This window comes from Amycolatopsis sp. 195334CR (assembly GCF_017309385.1).
Classification (GTDB): domain Bacteria; phylum Actinomycetota; class Actinomycetes; order Mycobacteriales; family Pseudonocardiaceae; genus Amycolatopsis.
Genome location: NZ_JAFJMJ010000001.1, coordinates 3,841,459 through 3,863,824, shown reverse-complemented (window position 1 = coordinate 3,863,824; position 22,366 = coordinate 3,841,459). Strand labels below are relative to the sequence as shown.

Genomic DNA, 22,366 nt, shown 5'->3' with positions numbered 1-22,366 from the left:
GCCCTCGAACATCAGGCTTCCCTCCCGGTGAGCCACCGTCCATCGGGTTCGCCGAAGGTGCCGGTGGCGGCGTCCCAGACCACCCGGCCGCCGCGGATCGTCCGGCGCACGCGGCCCGACATGGTCCAGCCCTCGTAGGCCGACCAGCCGCACTTCGCGTAGACGTGGTGCGCCGAGAGCATCCAGGTCTCGGCGGGGTCGAAGATGGCGAAGTCGGCGTCCGCCCCCGGCTCGATCCTTCCCTTGCCCGCCAACCGGAACAGCTCGGCGGGCTTCGCCGAGAGCACGGACGCGAGCCGGGCCGCCGAAACGTCCTCGGGCTCGTCGAACCGGCGGCGCATCCCGGTCCACACCGCGGTGCCCAGCTCCTGGACCCCGGGCAGGCCGGGCGGCGAGTCGGCGACCGAGCGGGTCTTCTCCTCGACGGTGTGCGGGGCGTGGTCGCTGCCGATGCTGGCGACCTCCCCCGCGCGCACCGCTTCCCACAACCGGTCCTGGTCGGCCTGGGCGCGGATCGACGGCGAGAGCCGGGTCCGCGCGCCACCGCGGCAGGTGTCCGAGTCGGTGAAGGACAGGTGGTGCCCGGTGACCTCGAAGGTGACCGGGAGCCCGGCGGCCTTGGCCGCGCACACCAGGTCGGCCTCCTCGCGGCTGGACAGGTGCAGGATGTGCGCCTTGGTGCCGTACCGGCGGACCAGTTCCAGCACCCTGGCCACGGCGGCGATCCCGCCGCTGCGCGGGCGGCGCTGCTCGTACTCGGCGTAGGAGACCGGCGGGCCCTGCCACTGGTCGAGCAGTTCGAACAGCGAGTCGTCCTCGGCGTGCAGCACCAGCTGCAGGTCGCTGCCCGCGGCGGTGGCGAAGATCTTCTCCAGCGCCGCCGGGTCGCGGACCACGGTCGGCGCGGTGTGGTGCCCGGCCATGAACACCTTGGCGCTGACCGCGATCTCGGGGTCGAGCCCGGCCAGCACCTCGGGGCGCTCGGGGTCGGCGCCGATGTGGAAGCGGTAGTCCACCAGCGAGTTGCCGCGCACCAGCTCCGCCTTGGCGACCACGGTCTCCGGGTCCAGCGTGGGCGGGATGGTGTTCGGCATGTCCATCACCGTGGTCACCCCGCCGGCCACCGCCGCGCGGCTGCCGTGTGCCCAGTCCTCCTTGTGCAGCAGGCCGGGCGTGCGGAAGTGCACGTGCGTGTCGATCAGCCCGGGCAGCACGTAGGCGCCCTTCGCGTCCACAGTGGACTCGGCGGCGGGCGGGTTCTCGGTGACCGCGGTGATCCGGCCGCCGTCGACGACGACGGCCGCGGCGCGCACCCCGTCCGGGGTGACCACGCGGCCGCCGGTGATCACCAGGTCGGACTTCACTTCACCCATGACGCGGACACCAGCTCTCGGCAGAGTTCGTTCGTCGGACCCATCAGCGCCACCGCCCTGGCGTCGGAGATCAGCCGGTTCAGCTGGTGGTTCACCAGGTACGCGGCGGAACCGAGCATGCGGGCCACCTCGAAGCACACGTGCTCGGCGGTGACCGAGGCGAACAGCTTGCTGCGCAAGGTGACCGCGCCGGGGTCCTCCCCGCGGCGGGTCCCGGCGAAGGCGACGATCGCGCGGGCCGCCTCGACCTGGACGCTCAGCTCGGTCACCCGGTGCCGGACGGTCGGCGCCTCCAGCGCCCCGGTTTTGGTGAAGTGCGCGAGCGCCACGTCGAGCGCGGCCTTCGCCACGCCGACCGAGACCGCGCCGAGCGTGGCACCCGACTGCCGCACCCCGGCGATGATCGCCGGCGCGTGCCCGACCGGCCCGAGCCGGTCGTCGTCGGAGACCACGCAGTCCTTGAGCGAGACGAACCCGGTTGCCGACCCGCGCATCCCGGCCAGCTCCAGCCCGAGGTTCGCGATCAGGCCCTCGTTCTCCTTGCGCACCAGGAAGAAGGTCTGCCCGGCGGAACCGTAGACGTTGGTCGTGTCCTGTTCCTGCTCGGCACCGTCGGAGGTGCCGACCAGCACCAGGTAGATGTCGGCGACGCCGGCGCCGGTGGTGAACGACTTGGCGCCGTTCAGCAGCCAGCGCCCGTCCTCGATGCGCTCGGCCGAGGTGGCCAGGTTCTTCTTCGCCGCGCCCGCCCCGGTTTCGCTCCACGCCGAGGCACCGAGCGTGTCCCCGGTGGCCATCGACGGCAGCCACAGCGCCTTCTGCTCCGCCGTGCCCCACTCATTGATCCGCGCGCACACCGCGAAGTGCTGGAACATGATGATCGACATCGAGGGGTTGACCTCGGCGACCTTCGAGACGAGCTCGTTCAGCTCCACGGTGTCCGCGCCACTGCCGCCGTACTGGGCGGGCACGGCGGTGGCGAGCAGGCCCGACTTGCGCAGTTCGATCAGCGCCTGGTCGTCGGGCACGTTGGTGTCGTCGGACCGCGACGCGGCCTCACGGAAGATCTCCAGCGTCGAAGCGAGGTCAGTCATGCTGCTGACTCCGACAGGCATTCGGACGTCTCCTTGAATTGGAAGTGGGCGAGCGGTTCGATGAAGAACGAGCCGTGGAAGTCGACCCGCTTGTCGCCGACGGTGATCCAGGCGACGTGCCGCTCGTCGTCCTGGATGCTCATCGCGGCGAAGACCTCGACCACCCCGCCGGGGGTGACCACGCTGATCACGTTGTCGCCGCACCCGGCCTCCTGGGCGGCCTGCCACGGGATCGAGCCCTCGATGCCGGCGGCCACGCCGAGGCAGGCGGTGCCGGTCATGGCCAGCGTCGGGTGCCAGGAGGGCACCGAGATGGCCCGGACGACGAGCTTGCCCTCCTCGCCGGGAATGGTCACCGCGACCTTCGGGAAAACGCTGTCGGTCGGCATGCCGAGGTGCTCGGCGGCGGCCACCCGGATCCGGTTGAGCCGGTCGAACAGCACCGGGTCGTCGGCGAACAACTCGTCCGCGTTCTCCACCCCGGCTCCCTTGCCACCGACGAAAACGTACGGGTTCCCCGCCGACACCAGCGAAACGTCGACGTGCGTGCCGTCGACCTCGAGCGTGGTCACCGGGGCGCCGTCGAGCAGCATGGCCGACACCGGCCGCGGCGGGGTCTGCAGGAAGTGCATGGTGAACCGGGTGCTCTCCTTGGTCACCTCGTCGACTTCGCAGGCGAGGTAGTCACCGTTGTTGAGCACGTTGACCCGCACCCGCTGCCCCGGTACCAGCCGCGGCACCATGCCGTTCTCCGCGGCCGAGGTGATCGCGGAGAGCACCGAGTGCCCGCACGAACCCAGCAGGTCGAACTTGCCGTGGTCCTCGGGCAGGGCCTGGATGAACCGGTAGTCCAGATCGCACAGCGGGTGCTTGGACGGTTCGATCAGCGCCACCTTGAGCACGTGGTCACCGCCGGCGTCGGACATCCAGCGCCGCGCGTCGCCGAGCGCGGCCAGCAGCGCGTCGCGGTCCCGTGGCAGGTGCCGCGCGTCCAGCACCAGGGTCGGACAGGGACTGCCAACGGCATACGCGAGATGTCCGATCATGCCGCACCTCCATCGGGCTTGTGGACCTTGCCCATTCTGTTGGCGCGATCACCACGGCGCTTCTCCGTCGCTGCGCTAGTCCCCCGTTCTCGAGTGGGCTTCGAGCGGTTTCTTTACTCCCGTGACCATGAAAAACGCACGTCCAACCGGGTAACGGGACACTGGCGAAGCGTTACGGCTTACACCGATCCTGTTAGGTGACCGATTTGTCCCGACGACCCGGACAAAACTCATTACGGAGGGAATTTCTATGGACACGACCGCCGACGCCGGGTCCGGTGCGCGGGCCGGGCGGCGAGAATGGCTGGGGCTGGCGGTGCTCGCACTGCCCACCCTGTTGCTGTCGCTGGACCTCAGCGTGCTGTACCTCGCGCTGCCCCACCTCAGCGCGGACCTGGGCGCCACCGGCACCGAGCAGTTGTGGATCACCGACATCTACGGCTTCCTGATCGCCGGTTTCCTGGTGACCATGGGGACCTTGGGTGACCGGGTCGGTCGCAAGCGGCTGCTGATGATCGGCGGGGTCGCCTTCGCCATCGCCTCGGTGCTGGCCGCCTTCTCGGGCAGCCCGGAAATGCTGATCGCCAGCCGGGCGCTGATGGGTATCGCGGGTGCCACGCTGATGCCCTCGACCCTGGCCCTGATCAGCAACATGTTCACCGACCCGAAGCAGCAGGGCACCGCGATCGGTGTCTGGATGGCCTGCTTCATGGGCGGTATGGCGCTCGGCCCGGTCATCGGTGGCGCGCTGCTGGACGCGTTCTGGTGGGGTTCGGTGTTCCTGCTCGCCGTTCCGGTGATGCTGGCGCTGGTCGTCTTCGGCCCGTTCCTGCTGCCGGAGTACAAGGACGAGAACGCCGGCAAGCTCGACCTGGTCAGCGTGGTGCTCTCGCTGGCCACCATCCTGCCCGTCATCTACGGCCTGAAGGAGCTGGCCAAGCTCGAGTTCAGCGTGGTCAGCATCGGCGCGATCGTGGTCGGCCTGATCATCGGCGTGGTCTTCGTCAAGCGGCAGCACGCGCTGGAGAACCCGCTGCTGGACATGAGCCTGTTCTCCAACCGCACGTTCACCGCCGCCATCGCGATCACCACGGCCGGCGGCATCATGAGCGGTAGCTACCTGCTGATCAACCTGTACCTGCAGGTGGTCGAGGGGCTGTCGCCGCTGCAGGCGGCGCTGTGGCTGCTGCCCTCGGCGGCGACCACCATCGTCAGCGTGATGGTGGCGCCGATGATCGCCCGCAAGGTGCGGCCGGGTTACGCCATCGCCGCCGGTCTGGTCGCGGTGGCCGCCGGTTACTTCCTGCTGACCTTTGTGGACGGTCCGGGTGGGCTGGCGATCGTGATCGCCGGTCTGGTCGTCTCCGCGGCCGGTGCGGGCCCGATGGGTTCGCTCGGCACCGGGCTGGTGTTCTCCTCGGTTCCGATGGAGAAGATGGGCTCGGCGTCCTCGCTGTCGGAGACCGGTGGTGAGTTCGGCATCGCGATGGGCGTGGCGACGATGGGTGTCATCGGCACCGCGGTCTACCGCGGTCAGATGGACGACGTCGCCATCCCCGCCGACGTGCCGGGCGCCGCGGCCGACGCGGCTCGCGAAAGCATCGCCGGTGCCGCCGCGGCGGCGCAGTCGGTGCCGGGCGAGGCCGGGGCGGCTCTGCTCTCGGTCGCCAGGGAGGCGTTCAGCACCAGCCTGAGCACCACGGTGACGGTCAGCGCCGGCATGGCGGTGCTCCTGGCCGTCGTCGCCGCCACGGTGCTGCGGCACGCGCCCCCCACGGGTGCCGCCGAGGCCGAAGCCCCCGCGGAAGCCGACGCCACCGAGGCCGACGCCCCCGCCGAGGAAAGCACCATCACGAAGTAGAACCGCACACAAAAGCGACCCCCCACCAGGCAGTCCGGGCCTGGCGGGGGGTCGCTTCATTTTATCCCCTTCTTCCATCTTGCTACATCAACTTCGCCCCCGTTGACCGATTTGCCAGCCTTTCGCTAACTTTGTTGGTAGATGACAGACGGCAATCACACAACCGCCGACGGTTATCAACTTCCGGGATTCTCCACCACATTGTTTGTTCACACGGCTGAATGGAGTTCGACTGTGCAGAAGAAGCTGATCGCCAAGACCGCCGCCGCTTTCGCGCTGGCGGGCGGGCTCACCCTGGCTTCGCAGGCGGGTGCGTCGGCCGCGGGCACCGTTTCGGTGACCCCGGCGACGGGCCTGACCAGCGGTGCCACGGTGACCGTCTCGGCGACCGGGCTGACCCCGAACCTGGAGCACTTCGTCGGTCTGTGCGGGACCGTCGGTGGCCAGTACGGGTGTGACGCAACGGGGGTTGTGTCGGTCACCAGCAACGCCAACGGGGCGGCGAGCACCCCGCTGACCGTGAAGAAGACGTTCACCGGCACGGTCGGCGGCGGGGGCACCGTCACCGTCGACTGCGGTGTGGTGCAGTGCGTGATCGGCGTCTACAACGCCGATGCCACCGCCGGCGGCTCCACCACCGTCTCCTTCAGCTGAGCCACGTCATGAATGTGGCCTTCCGGGACGAAATCCGTCCCGGAAGGCCACATTCATGACATTTCGATGGCGCAGACCAAAAACACTAAGAAATCGGGGCGGTGGCCCCCGGAGAAATGTCCCCGGAAAAAACCCCATCCGGATCAACCGCAGCCCGGACGGCATCCACCCGAGCAACCGCCGCCGAAGAAAGGTGCCGCTGAGGCTGCTCCCAGTTCTCCACAAAACTCGGCACCGTCCACCCGGAATCCCAGGGCGACAACGCCGACCGGACCACCGCGCAATGCCCCTCCACGGCCGCCCGTGACTCGGCATCCACCACCAGCCCGGCCCCCGAATACGCGAACCGGCCGGCAAACGAGGACAACGCCCCACCCGCCGGATCAGCCACCGAGTACGCGCCACCCAGCTGCCGCATCCCGGCACTGATGAACGGCGACCCCGACTCCGGCCCCACCACGCGCAGGAACTCCGCGGCCCCGGCCGGATCCAGGTCCGACAGCAACAGGTGATCCCCGGCGATCGGCACCGGGTCCTCCGGATCCATGTGCGCCTCCAGCACCGCCGAAGGCTTGGTCAGCGCCCAGCTGTCCATCACCGGCTCCGCCACCGACCGCAACCGCCCGAGCAACTCGTCCGCCTGCTCCTGCGCGGTCGCGACGCCGTCCTCGGTCACCGCCAGGACGGCCCCGTCCACGCTCAACACGGGCCCGGACCGCAACACCTCGGGAATCTCCGGCAGATCGGGCAGATTCATGATCTGCAGAGACGTCGTCGCCTCCCACGGCGCGTCCACCGACCAACGCAACCACTCGTCAAGCAACGGACCAGCGAACTCCCCAGCCCAAAACGCCGACCCGGTGATCACCTTCGCCGCCGGAAAGAGCTCGACCTCCAGCGCGGTAACAACGCCGAAGCCCCCGCCACCACCGCGAACCGCCCAGAACAACTCAGGATTCTCCGCAGCGGAAGCCCGCACCAACGACCCGTCCGCCGTGACCAGCTCCACCGCGCGCACCAGGTTCGTCGCCACCCCGAGCTGCCGCCCGTAGTAGCTCATCCCGCCCCGCAGCAGATACCCGACCACACCCACGGTCCCCGACGACCCGTGCGGCGCCGCGAGCCCGAAGGGCGCCGCCGCCTCCGCGACCGCACCCCACAACGTGCCCGCCGGAATCCTCGCCACGCGCCGCGCGACGTCGACCTCGACCGGGCCCGACGGCTTCACCTTGAGCAACACCGCGTCGGACATCGGCCGCTGCGTCGGCGACGCGTGCCCGGTGGTGTGCATCCGCACGCCCATCCGGAACGACCTGGCGTACTCCAGCGCCGCCCTGATCTCGTCCACAGTGGACACCTCGACCGCGGCCGCCGGGGTGGCGGGCGCGGTGAGGTTGAACACCGCGGTCGCCGCTTCGTAACCGGGTTGCCCCGGCAACCGGACGGCCATCAGATCCGCTCGGCGGTGAAGAAGACGAACGTCTCCGGCCCGGACAGCTCGACGATCCGCATCCCGGCCCGGTCCAGCCACGCCTTGATGTCCTCCAGCTCGAAGAGCAGGTGCCCGGCGGGACGGCTGGGGAAGAAGTGCGACTTCTGGAAGTGCCGGTAGATCGGGTCTTGGCCGAACAGGAAGGTCATGCAGGTGAACGTGCCACCCGGCCGCAGCACCCGGCCGACCTCGAGGATCGCGGTCTCCGCGTCGTCGGGGAAGGCCTGCAGCGCGTTCCACATGTTCACCGCGCCGAAGCTGGCGTCGGCGAACGGCAGGTCGAGCGCGCTGCCCTGCACCGCGGGCACCTCGGGCAGCCTGCTGCGCAGCACGCTCAGCATCGGCAGGCCCATGTCGAGCGCGAGCAGGCGGTCCGGGCCGACGGTGTCGGAAACCACCGTGGTCCACCGGCCCGCGCCGGCCGCCAGGTCGAGCACCGGGCCGTCGACCGGCTCGATGTGCGTGGCGATGTAAGCGTCCTCATCGGACGGAGTGATCGCGCCACCCCAGTTCGAACCGGCGATCTGGAGGTAGGCCGGGCGCAGCACGGACTCGTAGTACAGGCCCATGGTCGGCATCTCGGCCAGCTTCTGCAGCAGGTCCGCGGTCTCGTCGTCGTTGCCGGTGCTGATCGTCTCGGCGATGCCCGCGGTCAGGTCCAGCACACCGTTGGCGACCGGGTACGCGGTGGCGCACTCGGGGCAGCGGACGGTCTCGTTGCGGATCTCCAGCGCACCGGAGCAGTTCGCGCAGCGGAACGCGTCGACGTGCGCGCCGAACAGGCCCGAGGTGCTCTGGTCGACCCCTTCGTCCGACTCGGACCGCGCGGGCTTGCTCTGCGCCACCTGCACCGGGGTGCCGTTCAGCACCGCCCAGTACGCCTTCGCCCCGGAGAAGCCGAACACGGTCTTCGTGTCGTTCTCCCAGTTCGTGGTGATCTGCTCGACCGAGAGGTCGTTGATCCAGCTCTGGTCGAAGTCCTGCTCGGAGGCGTTGAGCGCCCAGATCGACGGCGCGGGCCACACCCGGCCGAGGTCCGGCTTGGCCAGGTCGAGCGAGGCCAGCGCGCGCTCCAGCCGGGTCTGCTCCTCCGGGCCGAGCCCGATCCCTTCGACCGCACCGAGAATGCGCTCGCGGTCTCCGGGGAAGTGGGAGAGCAGGTACAGCAGGGCGAGGGTGAACGCCGGCGAGTTCGACTCGCGGGTCACCAGCGCCAGGTAGTGGTCGAGCCCGGCGCGCACCGCCTGGTTGACCGGCCCCTGCTCGGGGTACTCGGCCTCGGCCAGCAGGCCGAGCAGGATCACCAGGCGACCCTGGTGCTCCTCGGTGACCTGGTCGAGCACGTCGACCAGCACCGGGGCGGCGGGCAGGGCCAGCTCGGTCAGGACGCCCTCGCTCCACACGGCACCGGCCAGCTTGTCGAACTCGGCCTGCAGCTGCTCCGGCTGGGCGCTGGCGAACGCCTTCACCAGTTCGGCGATGGTCGAGTCGGTAACGGCGTCAGTCATTTCTGCGCGTCCTTTCCACGGTTTTGGCTGCTCAGCCGGGTTTGCGGGCGGAGACGATCACGTACCCGATCTGGTCCTTGCGCGGGGCGAAGAACCCGAGGTGGTTGCGGGAGAACTCACCCACCGCCGCCTCGCCGAACTTGGCGGTGATCTCGTCCCGGCTCCGCATCGCGGTCTCCAGGTACTTCGTTTTCATCCCGAACGCCCGCGGGCCGCACTGGGTGTACTCCTCCACCGCGAACCCGGCGGCGCGGGTCAGGTCCAGCCACTCGGGCAGCGTGGGCAACGCGCCGAGCTTCAGCGTCTCGACGAACTTCGCCACCCGCGCGGGGTCGCGATCGGACTCCAGGCTGAAGTCGGAGAAGGTCAGCCGCCCGCCGGGCCGCAGCACCCGGAAGAACTCGCCGAGCACGGTCGGCAGGTCCGGCGCGTTCTGCAGGGATTCCAGCGCCAGCACCGCGTCGAAGGAGTTGTCCGGATAGGACAGTGCGGTGAAGTCGCCGTACTCGAACCGGGTGCGCTCGGCCACGCCCGCCGCCTCGGCCCGCTTCCCGCCCTGCGCGATCTCGTACGCGCTGAGCGTGATGCCGGTGACCCGCACGCCGTACTCCCCGGCCAGGTACACCGCCGTCTCGCCGGGACCGCAGCCCGCGTCGAGCAGGTGCTCGCCGGGGCGCAGGCCGAGGGTTTCGGTGACCTTGCGGCTCATCCGGTGCACGGCCTCGGGCAGCGTGGCGTCGTCGTGCCGGTCGAACCAGTACCACATGTGGATCTGGCCGTCGCGCAGCTCATCGCCGATGGGCGAGCGCTCGTCGTAGTGCTTGCCGATCTCGTCGGAGATGCTCATGAGAACTGGCCCGGCTGCCTGCCCTCACCCGCCGGGCCGCGGTAGGCCTGCGCGAGGTCGAGCCAGCGGTCGGCCTCCGCGCCGGTGGCCGTCAGGTCGAGGTCGTCGCGGTGGCGGCGGCGGGTGACCAGCAGGCAGAAGTCCCACGCGTCCCCGGTGATCCGCTCCTCGGACTCGGCCGGGCCGAACGCCCACAGCGCACCGGACGGCGAGGTCAGCTCGAAGCGGAACTGGACGTCGGGCTCGGGCAGGTTCCGCGACTGGTAACCGAAGTTCCAGGTGCGCACGGCGAAGCCGACGAGGTTGCCGATGCGGTCGGTCTTCTCGCGCGTGACCCCGAGCGCGTCGGCGATGTCCTGGCCGTGGCCGAACAGCTCCATCATGCCCGCGCAGGCCAGCACGGCCGGCGGCAGCGGGTTGACCAGCCACGGCACCACCTGGTCGGCGGGCACCGCGGCGAGCGCCTTGATCCCGGTGTCGCGCTCGGCCCGCCAGCGGGTGAGCACCGATTCGGCGGGGTCGTGGATGTACTCCTCGAGCGCGCCGTTGACCGCGGCCTCGAAGCCGTTCGGACCGATCTTCGAGGTGATGGCGTTGAACACGGCGGGCTCGGCGGCGGCCAGGCCGGCGATCTTGAAGATGAACGCCAGGTGCCCGACCTGGTGCTTGATGCTCCACCCCGGTGCCGGGGTCGCCTTGGCCCACTCGGCGTCGGGGAGCTCCGCCACCAGCCGGTCGAACTCTTCAGCTTCGGCGGTCAGATCGGCGATCACCTGCTGGAAGTCCTTCACCCGTCCGTCCTCTCTCCACGCGTGAACATGACGTTCGCCGTGCACCCGTGACCGAGGTACGGGTGCGCGGCGCTCGCCGGGGCGCAGATCGCGGAAGGGAGGCCCGCGCGGAAGCCGAACCGTCGTTTCAGGTTGTGGCGGTCTCGCTTCGGCCAGGCCGGCGATCTGACGTGTTCGAGTATGGAGGCGGTTTCAGCGGGCGGTCTTCTCCTTTCCCGCCCTCACCCCGCGCAGCTCCACCGCCCGGCGGGCCGCGGAAAAGGCAGCCCAGGAGGCGATTTCCACCACCACGACGTCACCGCCGGGCACTTGTTCCACAATGGACTCGTTGACCTGGTACGCGGAGAACGCGGTGAGCAGGGCGAAGCGGGCGGCGGCCCGATCATGTTCGGGCAACGCGGAAACCAGCGGTTCCACCCACGCGCGGCTCAGGCCCTTCGACTCGCCGTTCCACTCGCGCAACTGGCCTTCGACCAGTTCTCGAACCCCGGCCGAGAGCGCGCGCTCCCCCGCCTTCCCGAACGCGGTGAACGCGCGCGCGAAGGCGTCGCCGAGCACGCCGTCCGCCCAGTCCGGCGCTTCGCCACCACCGGGAAGCAGGTCGAGTGCGGCCCCCGGAACGGGTTCCGCACTGGGGCGCAGGAACCGCCCGAGCATGCCGCGTACGAACTCCTTCGCGTTCTCCGGCACCTCGGGCGGCAACGGGGACGAACCGAGGAACACGTGCACCACGCGGTTGAGGTACTCGAAGGTGAACGCCACCGCGATCAGCTCGGCCGCCTGCGCGGCGGGCAGCTCCACCGAGCCGTCCCCGCGCGCCCAGGCCGCGACCGCCCGGATCTCCGGGTCGGTGACGGCGTCGACGTTGTCCTCGGAGATCGCCGCGGCGTCCGTTGTGGACATCAGCCCGGCCATCGTGGCGCTGTGCACCTCGACGCAGTACGGGCAGGCGTTGCGCACCGAAACCGCCGAGGCCACGGCCTCCTTCGCGGCCCGGCTCGCCGTGCGCCCGGCGATCAGCGACTCGCGCAGGATCGTCCAGGCCGCGGCGAGCACCTCCGGCGCGGGCGAGTGCAGCGCGGTCGGCGGCGCCAGCATGCCGAAGTCCCGCTCGACCTGGCGGTAGACGGCTTTGACCAGTCCGGTCGCGCTCCGTGGCCGGACCGGCCGCACGTGGCGGACCTGTTTGAGGGTGCGGCGCAGCGCGAGCCGGATCGGCAACGGTGTCATGGTGACCCCTTCGTCGGGAGAGGCCACCGAGACGGCTACCCGGCGGCCACGGTCAAGGTGGCGACGTGCGCGGTGCCCGCGACCACGGCGCTGGCCAGCGCCCAGCCCACGGTGTTCACCAGCGCCTTGGCCCGGCCGGGAGCGGGCCGCCAGACGGCGAACCAGGACAGCCCGACCATGGCGATCACGAGCCCGGTGTTGAGCAGCACTCCGGCCCGGTCCGAGCCCGCCCCGAGCCAGGCTCGAGCGAACTCGACGCTGGCGCCGGTCGCCGCGGCCAGCAGCACCCACGGCGTCAGGTGGTGGACCACCCGCAGCGGTGCCGTGGCCGGCGGTTCGGTGTGGCGCGCCAGGAACAGCGGCACACCGAGCCCGGCCAGGAACAGCACGGCGAACTGCCGCGGCAGGTCGAGGCCGTCGGTGAGCAGCAGGGTGAGCACGCCGGCCACCGCCGCCGCCCACGCCACCGCCACGCGCGCGACCCGCTCCTGTTCGGCGAAGAACGGGCGGACCAGCGCGCAGGCGGCGACGGTGAGCGCGGCGGCGACCAGCAGCACCTGCAACCAGAGCGTGCCGGTGGTGACGCCGAAGGTGATCACGTGGTCGTGCGGACCCTGCGTCACCCGCGACATGGTCAGGCCACCCCGGCCTTGGGCTTCTCGGCCGGTTCGACGTGCCGCAGCGCGCAGGCGCAGCGCATCATCGCCCGCTCCTCGGCGCTCGGGCGCAGGTGGTAGATCATCGCGATCACCATCGGGATGAAGACGATGGTGTTGTAGAACAGGTGCAGCTCGACCCGCGGGATCAGCAGCTGCGCGATGCTGATCGGCTTCGCCCCGCCCATCAGGTTCGCCCCGGTGAGCGCCTGCAGCAGCAGGAGCAGGTGCTCGAAGTGGTGCCAGACCTGGATCCACATGGCGACCTTCCACCACGTCTTCGACCGGCCGACAAAACCGTGGCGAAGAATGATGAAGCTCACCATCATCAGAATGGCGTAACCGTAGTGCATCCATTCGGAGGTAACCAGCCAGGGAAATGGCATACCGAGCACGCCCCTGGCTTCCGGCAGCGGCCAGCCGAGGCCGTAGACCTGGATGGCCTGGGCGATGTGCTCGGCCCAGTGCGCCAGCACGACCACGCTGTACAGCAGCAGAGCGGGCTTGTGCCAGTCGGTGTTCAGCTTCGCGCTGAACGCCTTCCAGCCGCCTGAGGTCCGCGTTTCCGCCATCGTTTCAGTCTCCCGCCAGACTCAGAGCCAACTTGGTCACGCCGCGCCGTCCGCTGATCGATCCGTCCGGCGACGGTGCGCCGTACTTTACGTCGATTCCGCGATTTTGTGCGGCCTTGACAATTCCGGGAACAGCGCGTTCGGCGAGCGCGGCGATGGTCATCGCCGGGTTGACGGTGAGCGCACCGGGCACCGCGGAGCCGTCCGTGACGAAGATGCCGGGGTGGTCGCGCAGCTCGTGGTTCGGGTGCAGCGCCGAGGTGCCCGCGTCGTCGCCGATGCGGCAGGACGCCAGCGGGTGCACCGTGTAGGCGCCGACCACGTCGTTCGTCCACGGCGCGATGGTGGCCAGGCCGTCCTTCTCCATGATCTCCTTGACCTCGGCGTCGGCCTTGGCCCAGCCACTGAGCGTGTTCGGCGTCGGGTCGTACTTCAGCGCGCCGCGGCCGAGCATCTGCTGCGAGACGCGGAAGGCGTTGCCGGTGGGCGGCGGCGGGCCGAAGACGCCCTCGTTGTCGTCCTCGGTCATCAGGAAGATGGTCAGCCACGACCGCCAGCGCTTGAGGATCTCCTTCTTCTCCTTGCCGAACCAGGTCGGCGCGTCGCCGCCGGGGACCTGGGCGAGGATGGTGCCGAGGCCGGGCGGGAAGTACAGCTGCTCCATCGAGTACCGCGAGTACTCGGGCAGCTTCTCGTCGAGCCGGTCCCAGCAGGCCACGGTCGGGCCCTTGCCGATCTGGTTCGCCTCGTACGCCAGACCGTCCTCACGGGACAGTCCGAGCACCTCGCGCACCTTGTCCTCGTTGAGGATCGCGGTGTTCAGGCGCTCGCCGTTGCCGGAGAAGTAGCGGCCGACGCCGTGCGGCATCTTGCCCAGCGCCTCCTCCGAGCGCTGCAGGATCACCGGGGTGGCCCCGGCGCCGGCGGCCAGGATGACGATCTTCGCCTCGATCACGCCGCTCTCGCTGTGCACGCGGTAGTCGACCTCGTCGACGATGTTGTAGTGCACCCGGTAGCCGCCGTCGTGCGTGCGCTCGATCTTCTGCACCTCGTGCAGCGGGCGGATGGTGGCGCCGTGCGAGATCGCGGCGGGCAGGTAGTTGGTCAGCATCGAGCGCTTCGCGTCGAACCGGCAGCCGCCCATCATCCAGTTGCAGTTGGTGCACTTGGCGTTGTCGATGGCGACCGGGGTCGGGTTCGCGGTGCGGCCGGAGTGGTGGCAGGCGGCGGCCCACAGCCCGCCGGAGTAGGTGACGTCGTTCCAGTCCTGCTGGGTGACCGGGATGGCCTCGGCGACCCGGTCGTACCACGGGTCGAGGGTGTCGCGGCTGATCTCGGCCGGCCACATGCGACGGCCGATGCTGCCGTGGCGCTCGAAGACGAACCGCGGCGCGCGGGGCATCGCGGCGAAGTAGACCACGCTGCCGCCGCCGACGCAGTTGCCGCCGAGCACGCTCATCCCGTCACCGACGACGAAGTCGAACGCCCTGGTGTAGGAGGAGCCGAGCAGGAAGTCGTGGTCGAAGTCCTTGGTCTCCAGCCACGGGCCGCGTTCGAGCACGGTGACCTTGGCCCCGCCGGCGGCGAGGTGGTAGGCCGCGATGGCACCGCCGAAACCGCTGCCGACGATGAGGACCTCGGTCTTGTCGCTGGTCATGCGGGGCTCCCTGAGGGCGTGGTGTCCGGGTGGAGTTCGGCGAGCTTGCGGCCGTAGGAGTAGTTGGGGAAGCGCCAGAGGCCGTCGGCGTCGGGGGTGGTGATGCCCATCGCGCGGAGGCCGGGGTGCCCGTCGGCGAGTGCCTGCGCGGTGCTCAGGTGCGGGGCGCTGTCGAAGGCCATGTTGCAGAACAGGGCCAGGCTGACCCAGCCGTCCTTCTCCGGGTGGCCGTTCTTGGTCAGCTTCAGGATGAGCTGGACCCGGTCCTCATAGGACAGTGCGACGAACTCGGGGAGGGTTTCGTCGAGGGTCTTGTTGTGCTCATCGGCGTAGGCCTTGGCGTGCCCGTTGAGCATCGGCACGAGGAAGTCCAGCCCGGCGGTGACCCCGGTGGCCTCGGTCTCCAGCAGCTCGATGGCGCCGGCCTCGACCGAGCCGGGCCCCTCGGAAACCCCGGCGATGGCATGGTCTTCGGGATGGCGCTTCTCGCCGGGAACGATCGTGTCGGCGTACGCCTCGAGCGTCATCACCTTGACCGCACGCGCGTCGGGATTGGCCGCGTCCACGGGCGTCTCCTCTCTACGGACCTTGCTTTCCATTCGATCAGGGCGGGGGTTCGGGGGGCGTCTTCTGGGTTGTCCTTTGGCGGGCGAGCCACCCCGGTTTTTGAGTGTGACTACGGCGAAGACCCCGAAGTCAAGGCGGGAAAGATGCCTTGACTTCGGGGTCTTCGCCGTGTTTTGGCTTGGGACCGGGGATGGGGAGGTGAGGTTGGCTGGGTGGTCCCGTCTCGTTCCCGGCTGCCGGTTTGGTGCCGGGGATGGGTGGGTCGTTTGGTCCCGTTTCGTCGCCGGGTGGCGGTTGGGTGCCGGGGGTGGGGTGGGTGCCGCGTGGTGCTGTGAATGTGGCATTGGCTGCGGAATGTGCTGTGAAAGCCACATTCACTGCATGCTCCCGGGATGGGAAGGAGCCGGGCGGGTCCCCGTGGGGTGGGAGGCGGGGACCCGCCGGCCGTCATTCCGCCTTGCGCACGGTCATCGGCAGACCGCCTTTCGCGCGCAGCGAGAGCATCGGTTCCGCGACGGCCTGGTGGCCGGGAACCCCGGTGAGCGTCAGTTCCCTGGCGATCATCGCCAGCACGAACACCGCCTCCATCAAGCCGAGGCTGTTCCCGACGCAGAACCGCGGGCCCGCACCGAACGGGATGTAGGCGTACCGCGGCCTGCCCGCGGTGGCGTCCGGGGCGAAGCGGTCCGGGTCGAACTCGGCCGGGCGGTCCCAGAAGGCCGGGTGCCGGTGCAGGGTGTACGGGCACACCACCACATCCGAACCCGCCGGCACGTGGTAACCGGCGATCTCGTCGTCCTCCAGTGCGAGCCTTGGCAGGATCCACACCGGCGGGTACAGGCGCATCGCTTCCGAGATGACCTGGTTGGTGTACACCAGCTTCCGGATGTCCTCGTGTTGCGGCAACCGGTCGCCGAGCACCTCGATGGCTTCCGCCCGAAGGCGTTCCGCCACTTCCGGGTGCTTGTCGAGCAGGTGCAGCGACCAGCTCAACGTGCTCGCCGTCGTTTCGTGACCGGCCAGCAGCAGGGTGACCAGCTCGTCCCGCATGCGCTGCTCGCCGACCGCCGGATCCGCTTCCTCCCTGGTGGACACGATCAGTCGCGAAAGGACATCATCGCCGATGGCGCCGCCGGCGGCGTCGCGGTGGGCGACCAGTGCGTCGACCACGCGCTGCAGTTCCCGCCGTGCCGCGCGGAAGCGCAGCTGCTTGGGCAACGGCACCCACATCGGCACCATCGACAGCGTGACCATCTCGAACATCGCCTGGTCCTGCACGGCTTCGAACGAGTGGCCCACCGCGTCGAACGCGCCGAGGTCGGCGTCGAGCAGGGTCCGGCCGAGCACCCCGAGGGTGAGCCCGGTCATCTCCTGCGTGATGTCGACCGGCTCCCCACCGGCCCGCGCGCGGAGGCGGTCGACCAGTTTCGCGCCCTCCTCGGCCACGATCCCGGCCTGCCCCACGATCCGCTTGTGCTGGAACGCCGGCTGGATGATCTTGCGCTGCTTGCGCCAGAGCTGGCCCTCACTGGTGAGCAGGCCGTCCCCGAGCGCCCGCTTCGCCTGCACCAGGCCGATTCCCTTGTGGTAGTTCGACGCGTTGTCGGCCAGCACGTACTTCGCCGGGTCCGGGTGGTTGAAGAAGTACAACGTCTTCGGCCCGATGGCCATCCGGACCGCGTCGCCGTAGGTGTCCGCCGCTTCCGACATCAGCCGGAGCCGGTCACCCGCCAGGTGCTTGAGCAACCGGAAGGTCGCGGACCGGGGCGGGCCCGGCGGCACCCGTCGAGGGGTGCCGCCGGAAACCCGAGTCCGCTTCCGCAGGCTCACGCCGCCTTCTCGGCCGGTGGCGGATCGACCGCCTTGGCCGCGATGGAAACCGGAGCCGGGAGCGACTCGGTTTCCGCCGGTGGCGCCGCTTCCAGTTTCGCCTTCTCCGCCGCCGCCTTCTGCTCGGCCTCGAACTGCAGCCGCGCCTTGTTGACGAAGTGGAGCGCCCAGAGGAAACCACCGCGGATCAGGCAGACCGCCGCCGTGGCGAAGAACAGCCCGTAGGCGATCCCCGCCCCGGTGAGCACGCCGTACAGCGTGGCCACCCCGGCCCCGAAGGCGAACTGCGAGCCCGGCTTCGACGGCGTGGTCCCCGGGTCGGTGATCATGTAGTTGGTGAACAACACGAACGCCACGCCGGTCATCGTGCCCAGCGCACCGAGGATCGCGGTGTCCAGCAACCAGCCGCGGACCACCGACTGCAGGGCGAAGAAGCTCAGCCAGCCGAAGATCAGCCACATGCGGCCGGTCAGCTTCGCGTTCAGCATCGTGCCCGCGACGATGATCAGTACCGGGATCAGCCAGTCGATCACGCCGGAGACGTTCTCGGTGAAGTGGTAGGGCGGCGCGATGCTCGCCCACGGGAACACCAGCAGGATCACCGCGATGCCGAAGTTCGACGGGTTCATGTAGTGGCGCAGCCTGCCGCGGACCGGCGCCCGCAGCACCCACTTCGCACCCACCGCGACCACGATGCCGAACAGCATCACCAGGATCTGGTCGTTGGGGTAGGTCAGCATGTTCACCGCGAGACTGGTGATGTGCGCGGGGAACAGGAACTCCACCAGGCCCTTGAACCCGCTACCGAGGAAGCGCGGGGCGCGGCCCTCGACCCTGGCGTTGATCATCTCCAGCCCGAGTTCCACCGTGTACCCGGTGGCCAGTGCGATGAAGGGCCACAGCCACGGCTGCTCGAACCCGAGCACGGTGTACCCGAGGATGTTGAACACGGTCATCGAGATCGCGAACCGGCGCAGGGCGGTGATCACCTTGGGGTCGCGGGGCGGACCGCCGGAGTTCTGCGGCGGGGCGCCGGTTTTCTGCGGCGGGGCGCTGGTTTTCTGCTCGGCCATGACTCACTTCTCCTTGGCCTGCGTGTCGAGCTGGAGCGAGTGCCAGCCCGGGGTCAGCTTCAGTTCCTGTTCGTGGGCCTGACCGTTGCGGTCGCGCCACCACACCTTGACCTCCTGGGCGCCCTGCACGTCACCGAGTCCGATGTGGACGTCGTTGCTGCGCTTGCCCGAGTGGCCACTGCCGCCGTCGACGCGGCCGAGGATCGTCCGGCCGTCGGCGGTCTTCACGCAGACCTGGGCCCCGACCACCGGCGCACCGTCCGGGTGGGTCAGCTTCAGGCCGAGGAACTCACCGGCCGATGGCGCGGTGTTCTGGTAGAAGACCGGCTGGTCCCACTGGCGGGCCACGGCCATGTCGATCCGGCCGTCACCGTCGGCGTCACCGGTGGCGATGCCGCGGGTGGGCACCGGCACGTCGAGGCCGAGCCGCTCGGACAGGTTGACGAAGGTACCGTCCGCCTTGGGGGCGAAGAAGGCCAGCCGCTGGCTGCCCGCCACGTCGTCACCCTTGACCATGTTCGGCCACCAGGCGGGGTCGTGCACGGTCAGGTCGTTCGCGGTGGCCAGCTCCTGCAGCTGCGGCCAGCGGTTGATCTCACCCTTGACGAACCCGGTCGCCTGGGCGATGGCCGGCTTGCCGCTGTTGTTGAAGTCCTCGGACTTGATGTCCCAGGCCCAGCCGGACCACGCGGTGCCGAGGTCGGTGCTCTTGTCCTCCCACGGCGCGTCACCGGCCTGCAGCTGCGCCCGCAGCTCCGACTGGCTGCCCGAGGTGTTCATGAACTGGAAGTTGCTCTCCTCGATGCCGAACGAGGTGGTGATGTTGCTGACGAACAGGTCGTACAGCCCGTTGCGGTCGAGGTCGGCCCACTCCGCGGACATGCCCTTGAACGAGTCGCCACCGATGCGCTTGGACTTCGGCACCAGCGGGGTCTTGCTGTCCACGATCGGCTCGAACTTGATGTTGCCCGGGGTGGACCGGTTGTGCAGCATGGCGTCCTTGCCGTGGTCCTGCGCCAGGTACAGCTCGGGCAGCAGGTCGCCGTCGACGTCGTTCGCCGCGGCACCCAGCACCCAGCCCTTGGACAGGTCGACCGGGATCACGTCGTCCAGCTGTTGGTACTGCACGCCGGTGGCGCTCGCGCCGGTCCAGCGGAAGAAGTAGTCCTCGCCGCCGTTGGAGGCGTTCGACAGCGAGTCGTTCATCTCCACGCCGCCCTTGACCGAGGGGTCGAGGACCGGGCTGTGCGGGAAGTAGTTCCCGAGGTAGATGTCGATGTGCCCGTCACCGTCGAAGTCGTCGATGGCGACCGCGTTGCTGTTCCACTGCGGACCGTTGTACTTCGCCGCGGTGGCGCCGGGAACCAGCTCGACCGGGAGGAAGCAGTTGGCGTCGAGCGGCTTGCCCTTCGCCTCGGGCTTGCCGAGGAACACGATCGGCGTGCGGCCCCAGTAGTAGACCAGCAGGTCGGTGCTGCCGTCCTCGTTGAAGTCCGCGGGGGCGCAACCCATCGGCGCCATCACGTCGTTCATCGGGAGCGCACCGGTCTGCAGCGCGAACGGCGCGTAGCGCTGGTCGCCCTTGCCCGGGGTCGGGGTGATCACCACCTGGTCGATCCGCGGATCGGTGATGCACAGGTCGTTCGCGAGCCCGTCGCCGTCGACGTCGTTCATCGCGATACCGGCGCCCACCGAGGAGATCCAGGCGTCGATGTCCTTGTAGTCCTGGTTGACCTTCCGGATCTCCTGCTGCGGGAAGCCGCTGGGCATGGCGACCGACTTCGGCGCGAAGCCGTAGCCAGAGGCCAGCTCGTCCTGCTCGGCCGCCGACGTCTCCGGCAGGCTGCTGACCAGGAACATGCCCGCCACGAGGACGAGGGCAACGATCCCGGCCAGCTGCTTGCGCAGCCAGTGGACTGTCGCGGTCATAGGTGAACACCTCCAATGGAAACGAACTCGTTTGCGATCTGCTGACGCCAGGTTTCGAAGGCGGGCACCTCGCCGTCGACCGGCTTGGCGGGCCGGACGTCCTGGGTGACCTTGGCGGCCGTCACCGCGTCGGTGCCGCAGAGGATCTCCGCGGCGGCCGCGGAATGCGGCACGAGCAGGTCGGCGCGGACGCGGGCCTCGGCGGCGAAGGCCGAACCCTGCGCGAGCATCCAGCGGTGCTCACCGGCGTTGTCGCGCAGGTAGCGCAACTCCTCCGGGTCCGCGCCGCCGGCGTAGGTCGCGGCCAGGCCGATCCCGCCGTAGAGATCGGAGTGCCGCGACTCGGGGAAGTCGCGCACCATCGAGGTGACCAGCTTGGCGTCGGTCCCGCCGATGAACCACAGCGCGCGGCCGATGCCCTGGTCGATCGCGCGGTTGGCGTAGGGCGACGCGACCGGCCAGGCGAAGCGCTCGTCCTGGTACTGCTCGTTGATGTACTTCCGGGTGCGGAAGTACGCCTGGTGGAAGCCGTAGCCGTCGAGCACCAGCCAGCGCAGCAGCGGGTCGAACGCCTCGGGGTCGGGCCAGCGGAACTTCGGCAGCCGCGCCATCGCCCAGCCGACGCCGACGTAGATCAGGTAGTTGTGCGGGTCGCCGCCGCTGTCCAGGCTCTGCTGGGTGCGGCCCTTGCCGGGCAGGGGCAGGCCGTCGAGCATGGCCCAGCCCATCCCGGCGCCCTCGTAGGCGAACCCGCGCCAGCGCTCCGGCATCGCGTCCAAGCGCTCCATCGCGTCGGCGGTCGTCTTCGCTTCGACCGCGTACGCGTACCCTTCGAGGAAGACCCTGCCGACCTTCTCCAGCAGTTCCTGCGCGGCCGGGCTCTTCTTGTGGAAACCCCTTTTGTCCAAAGTGGTTTCCACCACGTTCGGAGTCAGAATGCGGCGCCGTAGCGCGCGCCAGCCATTACCCAACTCGCTCTCCCCCTATCGGGTAGAATCGAATTCCGGAGCACTCGCGCATTCACTGTCCCAAGAAGCGCCGGACCCGCTCTACTCCTTGCTTGCCGAAGGTTCGCAGGTCAGCGGCCCGCAGACGGAAGCGGCCGCCGCTCCACGGGAGAGAGCGGCGGCCGCTGGACCTTTTCGATCAGGCTGCATCAGGCAACGGAGCGCAGTTTCGAGGTGGAGAATTCACGACGAATGCGCTCACGCCAGATTTCGTAGGCCGGTGTGGCCGTCGTTCCCTCTTCGTGCGCCACCTCGGTTTCGTCGGCGATGCGCACGGCGTCCTCAATGGACACTCCGGCCAGCGCGCGGATGCCGGTCTCGGTGTGCGGTGGCACGAACCCGGAGTAGGTGCGGGCCTTCGTGGCGAACACCGCGCCCAGCGCCAGCTCCGGCGCGTGCTGCCCGGCGGGGGTCCGCAGCCAGGTCAGACCGGCCGCGCCGGCCCCACCGGCGAAGGTGGCCGCCAGCCCGACCCCGCTCCACAGGTCGCCGTGGCGCGCCGGGGCGAACTTCGCCACCGCCGCCGCCACGTTCTCCGGGTGGCCGCCGTTGATGAACCACAGCGCGCGCCCGATGCCCTGGTCCACCGCGCGCCCGAAGTAGGCGGGGTGGCCGTCCCACGGGTACGGCTTGAGCACGTGCTGCCGGTCCACGATCTTCTTGGTGTCGAAGTAGGCGCGGTCGAAGCCGTAGCCGTCGACGGCCAGCCAGCTCATCGTCGGGTGGTACGGGGTGCCGCTGATGTCCGGCACGATCTTCTTCCACAGCGGGCGCGGCAGCCGGGCCATGGCGAAGCCGATCCCGATGTAGGTCAGGAAGATGTGCGGCTGGCCGGGGCCGAGCAGCAGGTCGCGGGTCCGGCTCGACGGGCGGAAGCTCATCGCGTCCAGCACCGCCGAGGCCATCGTCGCGCCTTCGTAGGCAAAGCCGCGGTACTCGGCCTCGACCATGCCCAGGCGGCGTTCGAGGTCCCACTGGCCGGGGCTGTCGATCCCCCACTCGAAACCGGCGACCACGGACTGGGGGATGGCTTCGAGCCGGGCCGTGGCTTCGGTGGGTTCCACCGCGAAGCCGCGGCCCGCGAAGCTGACCGCCTTGAACGAGGGGGCGAGCACGCGCCGCCGCAGGGAGCCGAGCAGGGTCGACATCGGGGACTTCCTCACTTTCAGCGGCGCTGAG

General features: G+C 69.6%; 19 protein-coding genes. 2 read left to right on the top strand and 17 right to left on the bottom strand.

Annotation, left to right across the window (positions count from 1 at the left end):
• Positions 1-11 precede the first annotated feature (11 nt).
• Genes JYK18_RS18945 through JYK18_RS18935 form a run of 3 tightly spaced genes read right to left on the bottom strand, consistent with a single transcriptional unit; the run spans position 12 to position 3,513 of the window.
• Complete coding sequence (locus tag JYK18_RS18945; RefSeq protein WP_206803295.1) at positions 12-1,373, bottom strand: dihydroorotase family protein; 1,362 nt, start codon at positions 1,371-1,373, stop codon at positions 12-14.
• Entirely contained in the window at positions 1,361-2,467 is a 1,107-nt protein-coding gene (locus JYK18_RS18940; protein ID WP_206803294.1) for an acyl-CoA dehydrogenase family protein, read from the bottom strand. Before JYK18_RS18940 ends, JYK18_RS18945 begins: the two co-directional genes overlap by 13 nt.
• Complete coding sequence (locus tag JYK18_RS18935; protein ID WP_206803293.1) at positions 2,464-3,513, bottom strand: PrpF domain-containing protein; 1,050 nt, start codon at positions 3,511-3,513, stop codon at positions 2,464-2,466. Before JYK18_RS18935 ends, JYK18_RS18940 begins: the two co-directional genes overlap by 4 nt.
• 250 nt (positions 3,514-3,763) lie before the next feature.
• On the opposite strand from JYK18_RS18935, the gene JYK18_RS18930 reads away from it, so the two are divergent.
• The gene (locus JYK18_RS18930; protein ID WP_206803292.1) at positions 3,764-5,374 is read left to right on the top strand and encodes an MFS transporter; all 1,611 of its coding nucleotides are present in this window, start codon (positions 3,764-3,766) and stop codon (positions 5,372-5,374) included.
• Between the two features lie 234 nt (positions 5,375-5,608).
• The gene (locus JYK18_RS18925) at positions 5,609-6,028 is read left to right on the top strand and encodes an enediyne antibiotic chromoprotein (RefSeq protein WP_206803291.1); all 420 of its coding nucleotides are present in this window, start codon (positions 5,609-5,611) and stop codon (positions 6,026-6,028) included.
• 85 nt (positions 6,029-6,113) lie between these two features.
• Here JYK18_RS18925 and JYK18_RS47520 read toward each other — a convergent pair whose 3' ends face one another.
• The 14 genes from JYK18_RS47520 to JYK18_RS18855 all read right to left on the bottom strand — a co-directional run bounded on the left by JYK18_RS47520 (position 6,114) and on the right by JYK18_RS18855 (position 22,335).
• Positions 6,114-7,478 carry an FAD-dependent oxidoreductase gene (locus tag JYK18_RS47520; RefSeq protein WP_206803290.1) on the bottom strand — a complete coding sequence of 455 codons (1,365 nt, stop codon included), beginning with the start codon at positions 7,476-7,478 and terminating at the stop codon, positions 6,114-6,116.
• Complete coding sequence (locus JYK18_RS18915; RefSeq protein WP_206803289.1) at positions 7,478-9,028, bottom strand: class I SAM-dependent methyltransferase; 1,551 nt, start codon at positions 9,026-9,028, stop codon at positions 7,478-7,480. The genes JYK18_RS47520 and JYK18_RS18915 overlap by 1 nt, the downstream gene beginning before the upstream one ends.
• A 31-nt stretch (positions 9,029-9,059) precedes the next feature.
• On the bottom strand, positions 9,060-9,875 hold the full coding sequence (locus tag JYK18_RS18910) for a methyltransferase domain-containing protein (protein ID WP_206803288.1): 816 nt from the start codon (positions 9,873-9,875) through the stop codon (positions 9,060-9,062).
• Positions 9,872-10,666 carry a TIGR03084 family metal-binding protein gene (locus JYK18_RS18905; protein WP_206803287.1) on the bottom strand — a complete coding sequence of 265 codons (795 nt, stop codon included), beginning with the start codon at positions 10,664-10,666 and terminating at the stop codon, positions 9,872-9,874. The genes JYK18_RS18910 and JYK18_RS18905 overlap by 4 nt, the downstream gene beginning before the upstream one ends.
• A gap of 192 nt (positions 10,667-10,858) precedes the next feature.
• Positions 10,859-11,896 carry a carboxymuconolactone decarboxylase family protein gene (locus tag JYK18_RS18900; RefSeq protein WP_206803286.1) on the bottom strand — a complete coding sequence of 346 codons (1,038 nt, stop codon included), beginning with the start codon at positions 11,894-11,896 and terminating at the stop codon, positions 10,859-10,861.
• Positions 11,897-11,931: 35 nt separating this feature from the next.
• Positions 11,932-12,528, bottom strand: coding sequence for a DUF6239 family natural product biosynthesis protein (locus tag JYK18_RS18895; RefSeq protein WP_206803285.1), 597 nt, complete (start codon positions 12,526-12,528; stop codon positions 11,932-11,934).
• A gap of 2 nt (positions 12,529-12,530) precedes the next feature.
• Positions 12,531-13,124, bottom strand: coding sequence for a hypothetical protein (locus JYK18_RS18890; RefSeq protein WP_206803284.1), 594 nt, complete (start codon positions 13,122-13,124; stop codon positions 12,531-12,533).
• Between the two features lie 4 nt (positions 13,125-13,128).
• A complete protein-coding gene (locus JYK18_RS18885) occupies positions 13,129-14,781 on the bottom strand; it encodes an FAD-dependent oxidoreductase (RefSeq protein ID WP_206803283.1) in 1,653 nt (550 codons plus the stop codon).
• Positions 14,778-15,308, bottom strand: a complete 531-nt coding sequence (locus tag JYK18_RS18880; protein WP_206804332.1) for a DUF5987 family protein — start codon at positions 15,306-15,308, stop codon at positions 14,778-14,780. The genes JYK18_RS18885 and JYK18_RS18880 overlap by 4 nt, the downstream gene beginning before the upstream one ends.
• Before the next feature lie 487 nt (positions 15,309-15,795).
• Positions 15,796-17,178, bottom strand: coding sequence for a cytochrome P450 (locus JYK18_RS18875; protein WP_307795951.1), 1,383 nt, complete (start codon positions 17,176-17,178; stop codon positions 15,796-15,798).
• Positions 17,175-18,251 carry an enediyne biosynthesis protein gene (locus tag JYK18_RS18870; RefSeq protein WP_242579262.1) on the bottom strand — a complete coding sequence of 359 codons (1,077 nt, stop codon included), beginning with the start codon at positions 18,249-18,251 and terminating at the stop codon, positions 17,175-17,177. The genes JYK18_RS18875 and JYK18_RS18870 overlap by 4 nt, the downstream gene beginning before the upstream one ends.
• A gap of 3 nt (positions 18,252-18,254) precedes the next feature.
• Entirely contained in the window at positions 18,255-20,180 is a 1,926-nt protein-coding gene (locus JYK18_RS18865) for a CRTAC1 family protein (RefSeq protein WP_206803282.1), read from the bottom strand.
• Positions 20,177-21,151 (bottom strand): DUF1702 family protein, encoded by a 975-nt coding sequence (locus JYK18_RS18860; protein ID WP_206803281.1) that lies wholly within the window; start codon positions 21,149-21,151, stop codon positions 20,177-20,179. The genes JYK18_RS18865 and JYK18_RS18860 overlap by 4 nt, the downstream gene beginning before the upstream one ends.
• A 185-nt stretch (positions 21,152-21,336) precedes the next feature.
• Positions 21,337-22,335 carry a DUF1702 family protein gene (locus JYK18_RS18855; RefSeq protein ID WP_206803280.1) on the bottom strand — a complete coding sequence of 333 codons (999 nt, stop codon included), beginning with the start codon at positions 22,333-22,335 and terminating at the stop codon, positions 21,337-21,339.
• Positions 22,336-22,366 lie beyond the last annotated feature (31 nt).

What these genes read in the sequence shown, in the direction of transcription:
- JYK18_RS18900 (WP_206803286.1), bottom strand. Translation starts at nt 11,896, where the DNA reads ATGACACCGTTGCCGATCCGGCTCGCGCTGCGCCGCACCCTCAAACAG.
- JYK18_RS18865 (WP_206803282.1), bottom strand. Translation starts at nt 20,180, where the DNA reads ATGACCGCGACAGTCCACTGGCTGCGCAAGCAGCTGGCCGGGATCGTT.
- JYK18_RS18870 (WP_242579262.1), bottom strand. Translation starts at nt 18,251, where the DNA reads ATGGCCGAGCAGAAAACCAGCGCCCCGCCGCAGAAAACCGGCGCCCCG.
- JYK18_RS18940 (WP_206803294.1), bottom strand. Translation starts at nt 2,467, where the DNA reads ATGACTGACCTCGCTTCGACGCTGGAGATCTTCCGTGAGGCCGCGTCG.
- JYK18_RS18890 (WP_206803284.1), bottom strand. Translation starts at nt 13,124, where the DNA reads ATGGCGGAAACGCGGACCTCAGGCGGCTGGAAGGCGTTCAGCGCGAAG.
- JYK18_RS18910 (WP_206803288.1), bottom strand. Translation starts at nt 9,875, where the DNA reads ATGAGCATCTCCGACGAGATCGGCAAGCACTACGACGAGCGCTCGCCC.
- JYK18_RS47520 (WP_206803290.1), bottom strand. Translation starts at nt 7,478, where the DNA reads ATGGCCGTCCGGTTGCCGGGGCAACCCGGTTACGAAGCGGCGACCGCG.
- JYK18_RS18945 (WP_206803295.1), bottom strand. Translation starts at nt 1,373, where the DNA reads ATGGGTGAAGTGAAGTCCGACCTGGTGATCACCGGCGGCCGCGTGGTC.
- JYK18_RS18915 (WP_206803289.1), bottom strand. Translation starts at nt 9,028, where the DNA reads ATGACTGACGCCGTTACCGACTCGACCATCGCCGAACTGGTGAAGGCG.
- JYK18_RS18935 (WP_206803293.1), bottom strand. Translation starts at nt 3,513, where the DNA reads ATGATCGGACATCTCGCGTATGCCGTTGGCAGTCCCTGTCCGACCCTG.
- JYK18_RS18855 (WP_206803280.1), bottom strand. Translation starts at nt 22,335, where the DNA reads ATGTCGACCCTGCTCGGCTCCCTGCGGCGGCGCGTGCTCGCCCCCTCG.
- JYK18_RS18895 (WP_206803285.1), bottom strand. Translation starts at nt 12,528, where the DNA reads ATGTCGCGGGTGACGCAGGGTCCGCACGACCACGTGATCACCTTCGGC.
- JYK18_RS18885 (WP_206803283.1), bottom strand. Translation starts at nt 14,781, where the DNA reads ATGACCAGCGACAAGACCGAGGTCCTCATCGTCGGCAGCGGTTTCGGC.
- JYK18_RS18930 (WP_206803292.1), top strand. Translation starts at nt 3,764, where the DNA reads ATGGACACGACCGCCGACGCCGGGTCCGGTGCGCGGGCCGGGCGGCGA.
- JYK18_RS18880 (WP_206804332.1), bottom strand. Translation starts at nt 15,308, where the DNA reads ATGACGCTCGAGGCGTACGCCGACACGATCGTTCCCGGCGAGAAGCGC.